Below are 5,423 nucleotides of genomic sequence, written 5' to 3' on the forward strand. Positions count from 1 at the left end.
ACCCAAAACACCCCACCAAAACACCCCCGCCGGCCCCGACTTCGAGTGAACGGCACTTTCGTCGCCTCAGATCGACCGAACGTACCGTTCGCACGATCGAAGGGGGGCATCCCCGCTGGCACCCCCGCATCGAGTGAACGACACGCTCACCCTCTTAGGCGAGGGGAACGGTACGTTCACACCATCAGGGGCGGGAGCACGACTGAGGACGACGGGCGCTTTGTCCGGATCAGTCGATGCCGTCGGCGGTGGCAGTCGCATACTTCGGCCGGCCAGCCGGCAGATACCTCTGAATCGTCACGCCCTTTGATGTGGCTCGCGATTCGGCCAGCTCTAGTGCGATGTCCGGTCCGGAGTCGGGAAACAGTCGCGTGCCCTGGCCTACCACCACCGGAACGATCAGCAGGATCATCTCGTCGACCAGATCGTTCGCGAGAAGCCAGCGGCACAGGTTGCCACTGCCGTGCACCTGAAGCTCACCGCCGGGTCTGGCTTTCAGTTCGCCGAGAGCTGTGGCGGTGTCACCTGAAAGGGCTGTCGTGTTCGTCCATTGCGGATCGGTGAGCGTCGTCGACGCAAGGTACTTGGGCCGCGAATTCAGGGCGCTTGCAATGGGGTTGACGTCGGGATTCTCGAACGCGCCCCAATAGCCGGCGAAGATCTCGTACGTGTGTCGCCCGAACAGGAACGCGTCAGCTCGCTGGTAGACCTGGACGAGATAATCCATGGCTTCGGTGTCCACCAATGGCGCGGACCAGCCGCCCCGCTCGAATCCGCCACGGCGATCTTCGTCCGGACCACCGAGTCCTTGCATCACACCGTCGAGAGTGACGATGGTAAAGGTCGTCAGTTTCATAGTCGTACCCATCTCCCAGGCGTCGTCGGATTTTCGCTGTGCCGATATAGACCGTCGAGAAGCGGGAAAGTCATCGAGCGAACGTGGCGTTGATCGCCTTGGATCGACCGAGCGTGCCGTTCGCTCAGGGGGGAGGTGGGGTCAGGGCTGAACCGGCACGGAGTCTGACGGGCTGGTCTCGGACTTTAGGGCGTCGCACGGAATCGCGAGCTCGGTCTGTTCGAGGCGGCCGCGAAGGGTGATGTTCTCGGTGATCGACCACTGTGCAGCCTCGGCGCTGTCAGCGGCAGCCACAGCCCGTCCGGATGCGGCGACGTTACCCGGAACCGTCTTGGCGACCTCGGACAGTCGCGCCGCTTCGTTGACGGGATCACCGATGACGGTGTACTCGAATCTTTCTCGCGCACCGACGTTCCCGGCTACGGCAACACCTGCGGCGACGCCGATTCCCGCGCTCACTTCCGGAACCTCGGCACGCAGGCGCTGCTGAATCTTGCGGGCAGCGGCGAGTGCGCTGCCGGCGTGATCGTCGAGTGTCGTCGGCGCTCCGAAGATCGCCAGCGCTGCGTCGCCCTCGAACTTGTTCACGAATCCGCCGTGCGCGTCGACCTCGTCGACTATGACGTCGAAGAAACGGTTGAGTAGAGCGACCACCGCCGTAGGGGAGTTGGTGGCCGCGATGGTGGTCGATCCGATGACGTCGACGAAGAGAACGGCAACGTCACGTTCTTCACCGCCGAGTTCCGGGTTTCGGCGAACCGCGTTTGCGGCAACCTCGTGTCCGACGTGGCGCCCGAAGAGGTCGCGTATTCGCTCTCGCTCGCGCAGACCCTCGGCCATGCGATTGAAGCCGGCCTGCAGTAGTCCCAGTTCCGTTCCGTCGTACACGACGACGGACGCGGTGAGGTCGCCACGGGTGACTTGTTCCATTCCTCGTCGCACGGACCGAATGGGGGCCGCGGCGGACCGAATGTTGATGTATGTCAGCCCGAGTCCGACGCACAGAGTGATCCCGCCGATGACGAGGATCGCGGTCGCGAGGGCTTGCCACGAAGCAGGCCGGATGAAGCTGAAGACCGCTACGAGCATCAGGCCGGTGACGGGAACTCCGCTTCCGAGCAGCCATACGAGGATTGTCCGGCCGGTCAGTCCGAGAACGGCAGCCTTGCGGGGTGCTCCGGATTCGAGTGCACGCGCAGCAATCGGGCGGAGTGCGAACTCGCTGAGCAGGTAGCAGAAAGCGCACGTGGTGATACCGCTGAAAGCCACGGTGAACAGAACTTTCGGAATGGTATCGGGGTCGACGATTCCGTACATGGTCGTGAAGGTGATGAGCGCGGCCGTCCACAGGACGGCTTGCACTCGGGTCAGTCGCCACGGCCCGCGCAGCGCCGCGCGTTGATTCTGCTCTGTCGGTGGGTGATCCTCGGTGGCCCATCGAAGATCCCGCATCAGCCGTTTGGTGCCCCACAGCAGTCCGATGAGAAAGACACACCCGATGAAGACGGGCACGGCAATGAAGTTGATCCATGCGAATTCGGGGTGGATGATCCCGGGGCCGGGAACCACGAATCCGATGAGCACGATCGCCAGTACCGCTCCGATCAGGTTTGTGACCAGGAGGGGCGCGGTGAGTAGTGCCTGGACGCGGATTCGGCGGCGCCTGGGGCTTTCGTCGGTGGATCCGAGCAGCCACGACCCCAGGGGCGCACTCGGGACACGGCTTCGCTGCATAGTGTGTCGAGAGTAGTCGTAATGATCGCTTAGGGTGGTCCGGTGCGCCTAGTTATTGCTCGTTGCCGTGTCGACTATGTGGGACGCCTGACCTCCCACCTCCCTACCGCAAGACGACTGCTGTTGGTCAAAGCCGACGGCTCGGTCAGTATCCATGCCGACGATCGGGCGTACAAGCCGCTCAACTGGATGAGTCCGCCGTGCTGGTTGGTCGAGACCACCGGGGACGGCGACGACATCCTGTGGGTCGTCACCAACAAGGCGGGCGAGGAACTCCGGATCACTCTCGAAGAGGTCGAGCACGATTCGTCGTATGAACTCGGCCTTGATCCGGGTTTGATCAAGGACGGTGTCGAGGCACACCTTCAAGAACTTCTGGCGGAGCATGTCGAGACACTCGGCCCCGGCTACACGTTGGTGCGGCGTGAGTACATGACGGCCATCGGGCCGGTCGATCTTCTGGTCCGAGACGCGGACGGTGCATCGGTGGCGGTGGAGATCAAGCGTCGCGGCGAGATCGACGGCGTCGAGCAGTTGACGCGCTACCTCGAATTGCTCAACCGCGATCCGCTGCTCGCGCCGGTCACGGGAGTTTTTGCAGCGCAACAGATCAAGCCGCAGGCAAAGACTTTGGCCAACGACCGTGGGATCCGTTGCCTGGTCCTTGACTACGAGGCCTTGCGGGGCACCGAAAGCACCGAGTTCCGTCTTTTCTGACGCTGTTTAGACTCGAACCATGCCGCGCCGCAAACCTTCGCCGAAGCAAACCCGTCGAACGGATACTCGGCGTGCTCGGGATTCGAGCGCGGAGTCGGCGTCACCAAGCGGTGTGTTGTTCGGCGGGGCGCTGGTCCGGGAGGAACCCGGGCCGGGCGGTGAAATGTACATGGTGAGGCCGATACCCGGCTCCAACGCGACGAAGTTCTATCGCTGCCCCGGTTGTGATCACGACATCAGACCCGGCGTCGCTCACGTGGTGACGTGGCCTTCGGAACCGGGCGGCGCGAACGAGCGTCGACACTGGCATACCGGATGCTGGTCAGGCCGCGGTACGCGCAGCCTGACCAGACGGTGGTCCTGAGCGTCGATCAGTTCCTGGACTGGGCTCGCTGCTCGACGGCGCGGGTGTCGATCTCGGCGGTGTTCGTCTCGTCCGAGTCCTCGAGAACGTCGTCTTCGTCGATACTCGGTTCTGATTTGACCGGTTCTGCGTCGACCTTATCTGCGTCGGCCTTCTTGTCTTCGATCTCGAGATCTTCCTCGGCTTCGACGATGACCGGAGCGGGCGGTGCATCGAGGAGTTCGCTCTCCCGGTTGACCGATGCGAGCATAGCCGGAACCGAATCGAGTTGTCCGCGAATGCCCAAGAGCTGAGCCAGGATTCGGCCACGGAGAACGCGCAGTTCTTCGGTGAGTTCCTTCGCGTGAGCGATCTTGCGCTCGGACTGATCAGTGGCGGCCTGCAGCCTGCGCTGAGCCTCGTGCGACGCATCGGCGAGTCGACGCTCGGCCTCTGCTTTGCTCGACGACTCCAACTCGTTGACGGCGGCGACGACCTTGGCGCGGCGCTCCGACATCGAGATGTCGAAGTCTTCGCGGATCTGAGTGCGCTTGGCCTCGGACTCGGCAGCCAGTCGATCCCGCTCGGCCTGCGCGGCTTCGACGATCCGGGCGGCTTCGGTACGGGCCTGCGCCATGGTCTGCTCGTGCATGGTTTCCATCGCGTTGCGACGGTCCTCGAGTTCGGCGATCAGCGACTCGTAGTGCCCACGAAGGCGGGCGCCGTCCTGTTCGGCGATGGAGGTCATCTCGGCTGCGTCGGCCTCGGCCTTCGCGCGCACCTCCGAGGCCTCGTCGGAGGCAAGGCGCAGCATGCGGCTGATGCGATCGCTCATGCCCTCCGCAGTGGTGGGCGGTACCGAGAGGCGGTCGACGTCCTTGCGGAGGTCGTCGATGTCGTCGCGTGCATCGTCGAGCTGCTTGGCGAGGTCACGGGCCTGCGCAGCGGCAGCATCACGATCAGCCGCGGTAACTCGCAGCTCCGCGTCGAATCGCTCGAAGTAGTTGCGTACCTCGTCGCGGTCGTATCCCTTCCGTGCGATCTGGAACGGAAGTTGGATCGAACCGCGGTCCTGCTCGTATGCCATGGCGACAATCTACCTGGCATACGAGCTGGAGTCGGGTCTGCTAGTGGCTCGCGTCGGGTTCGACCAGTTCCACCAGGACGCCGCCGGCGTCCTTCGGGTGAATGAAGTTGATGCGCGAGTTGGCCGTACCGCGTCGGGGAGCGTCGTACAGCAACCGAACCCCGCGGTCGCGAAGCTCGGCGGAGATGGCGTCGATGTCGGTGACCCGGTAGGCGAGCTGCTGGAGTCCGGGGCCGCTTCGGTCGATGAACTTGGCGATGGTCGAGTTCTCGTCCAGAGGCGCGAGCAGCTGAACGGCAGTGGATCCGGCGGGGGAGCCGACGACGGAGAGCATGGCCTCACGCACGCCCTGCGATTCGTTGATTTCCTCGTGGGTCGACACCATGCCCAGGTGCTGCGTGTACCACGCGATTGCCACGTCGAGATCGGGCACCGCGATTCCGACGTGATCGATCGCGACGACGAGGTCGGACGACAAAGGTGCGAGTGCAGAACTGGGGGAGGTCTGTGTCATACCTTTCACGGTAGCGCTACCGTTTGAGGAGTACACGTCGGGATGTGACTTGGCTCTTAGGCCGCACGGAACCGACGACTATGTCTCTTTTGCAGCCGGAGGAAATCGTGACCAGTTCTGTGATTGTTGCGGGAGCTCGTACCCCGATGGGTCGACTCCTCGGATCGTTGAA

6 protein-coding genes are annotated in these 5,423 nt (G+C 63.5%); 2 read left to right on the plus strand and 4 right to left on the minus strand.

Going from position 1 to position 5,423, the window contains the following annotated elements:
• Positions 1 to 229 precede the first annotated feature (229 nt).
• On the minus strand, positions 230 to 856 hold the full coding sequence (locus tag RWT78_RS27835) for a dihydrofolate reductase family protein (protein WP_161120702.1): 627 nt from the start codon (positions 854 to 856) through the stop codon (positions 230 to 232).
• Positions 857 to 997: 141 nt separating this feature from the next.
• Positions 998 to 2,590, minus strand: a complete 1,593-nt coding sequence (locus RWT78_RS27840) for an adenylate/guanylate cyclase domain-containing protein (RefSeq protein ID WP_003945158.1) — start codon at positions 2,588 to 2,590, stop codon at positions 998 to 1,000.
• 42 nt (positions 2,591 to 2,632) lie between these two features.
• Here RWT78_RS27840 and nucS point away from each other — a divergent pair, with 42 nt between their 5' ends.
• Both nucS and RWT78_RS27850 read left to right on the plus strand, forming a co-directional pair.
• A complete protein-coding gene (nucS, locus tag RWT78_RS27845; RefSeq protein ID WP_007733244.1) occupies positions 2,633 to 3,307 on the plus strand; it encodes an endonuclease NucS in 675 nt (224 codons plus the stop codon).
• Positions 3,308 to 3,326: 19 nt separating this feature from the next.
• Positions 3,327 to 3,671: a hypothetical protein gene (locus RWT78_RS27850; RefSeq protein ID WP_054828484.1), complete on the plus strand. Its 345-nt coding sequence runs from the start codon at positions 3,327 to 3,329 to the stop codon at positions 3,669 to 3,671.
• A 7-nt stretch (positions 3,672 to 3,678) separates the two neighbouring features.
• On the opposite strand, the gene RWT78_RS27855 is transcribed toward RWT78_RS27850, so the two are convergent.
• Together RWT78_RS27855 and mce are read right to left on the minus strand one after the other, a co-directional pair.
• Complete coding sequence (locus RWT78_RS27855; RefSeq protein WP_003945156.1) at positions 3,679 to 4,737, minus strand: hypothetical protein; 1,059 nt, start codon at positions 4,735 to 4,737, stop codon at positions 3,679 to 3,681.
• Between the two features lie 40 nt (positions 4,738 to 4,777).
• Positions 4,778 to 5,251 (minus strand): methylmalonyl-CoA epimerase, encoded by a 474-nt coding sequence (gene mce / locus RWT78_RS27860; protein ID WP_037131968.1) that lies wholly within the window; start codon positions 5,249 to 5,251, stop codon positions 4,778 to 4,780.
• Positions 5,252 to 5,423 lie beyond the last annotated feature (172 nt).

The sequence above is a fragment of the uncultured Rhodococcus sp. genome, from assembly GCF_963525155.1.
GTDB classification, from domain to species: domain Bacteria; phylum Actinomycetota; class Actinomycetes; order Mycobacteriales; family Mycobacteriaceae; genus Rhodococcus_F; species Rhodococcus_F qingshengii.

What these genes read in the sequence shown, in the direction of transcription:
- RWT78_RS27855 (WP_003945156.1), bottom strand. Translation starts at nt 4,737, where the DNA reads ATGGCATACGAGCAGGACCGCGGTTCGATCCAACTTCCGTTCCAGATC.
- RWT78_RS27850 (WP_054828484.1), top strand. Translation starts at nt 3,327, where the DNA reads ATGCCGCGCCGCAAACCTTCGCCGAAGCAAACCCGTCGAACGGATACT.
- RWT78_RS27840 (WP_003945158.1), bottom strand. Translation starts at nt 2,590, where the DNA reads ATGCAGCGAAGCCGTGTCCCGAGTGCGCCCCTGGGGTCGTGGCTGCTC.
- mce (WP_037131968.1), bottom strand. Translation starts at nt 5,251, where the DNA reads ATGACACAGACCTCCCCCAGTTCTGCACTCGCACCTTTGTCGTCCGAC.
- RWT78_RS27835 (WP_161120702.1), bottom strand. Translation starts at nt 856, where the DNA reads ATGAAACTGACGACCTTTACCATCGTCACTCTCGACGGTGTGATGCAA.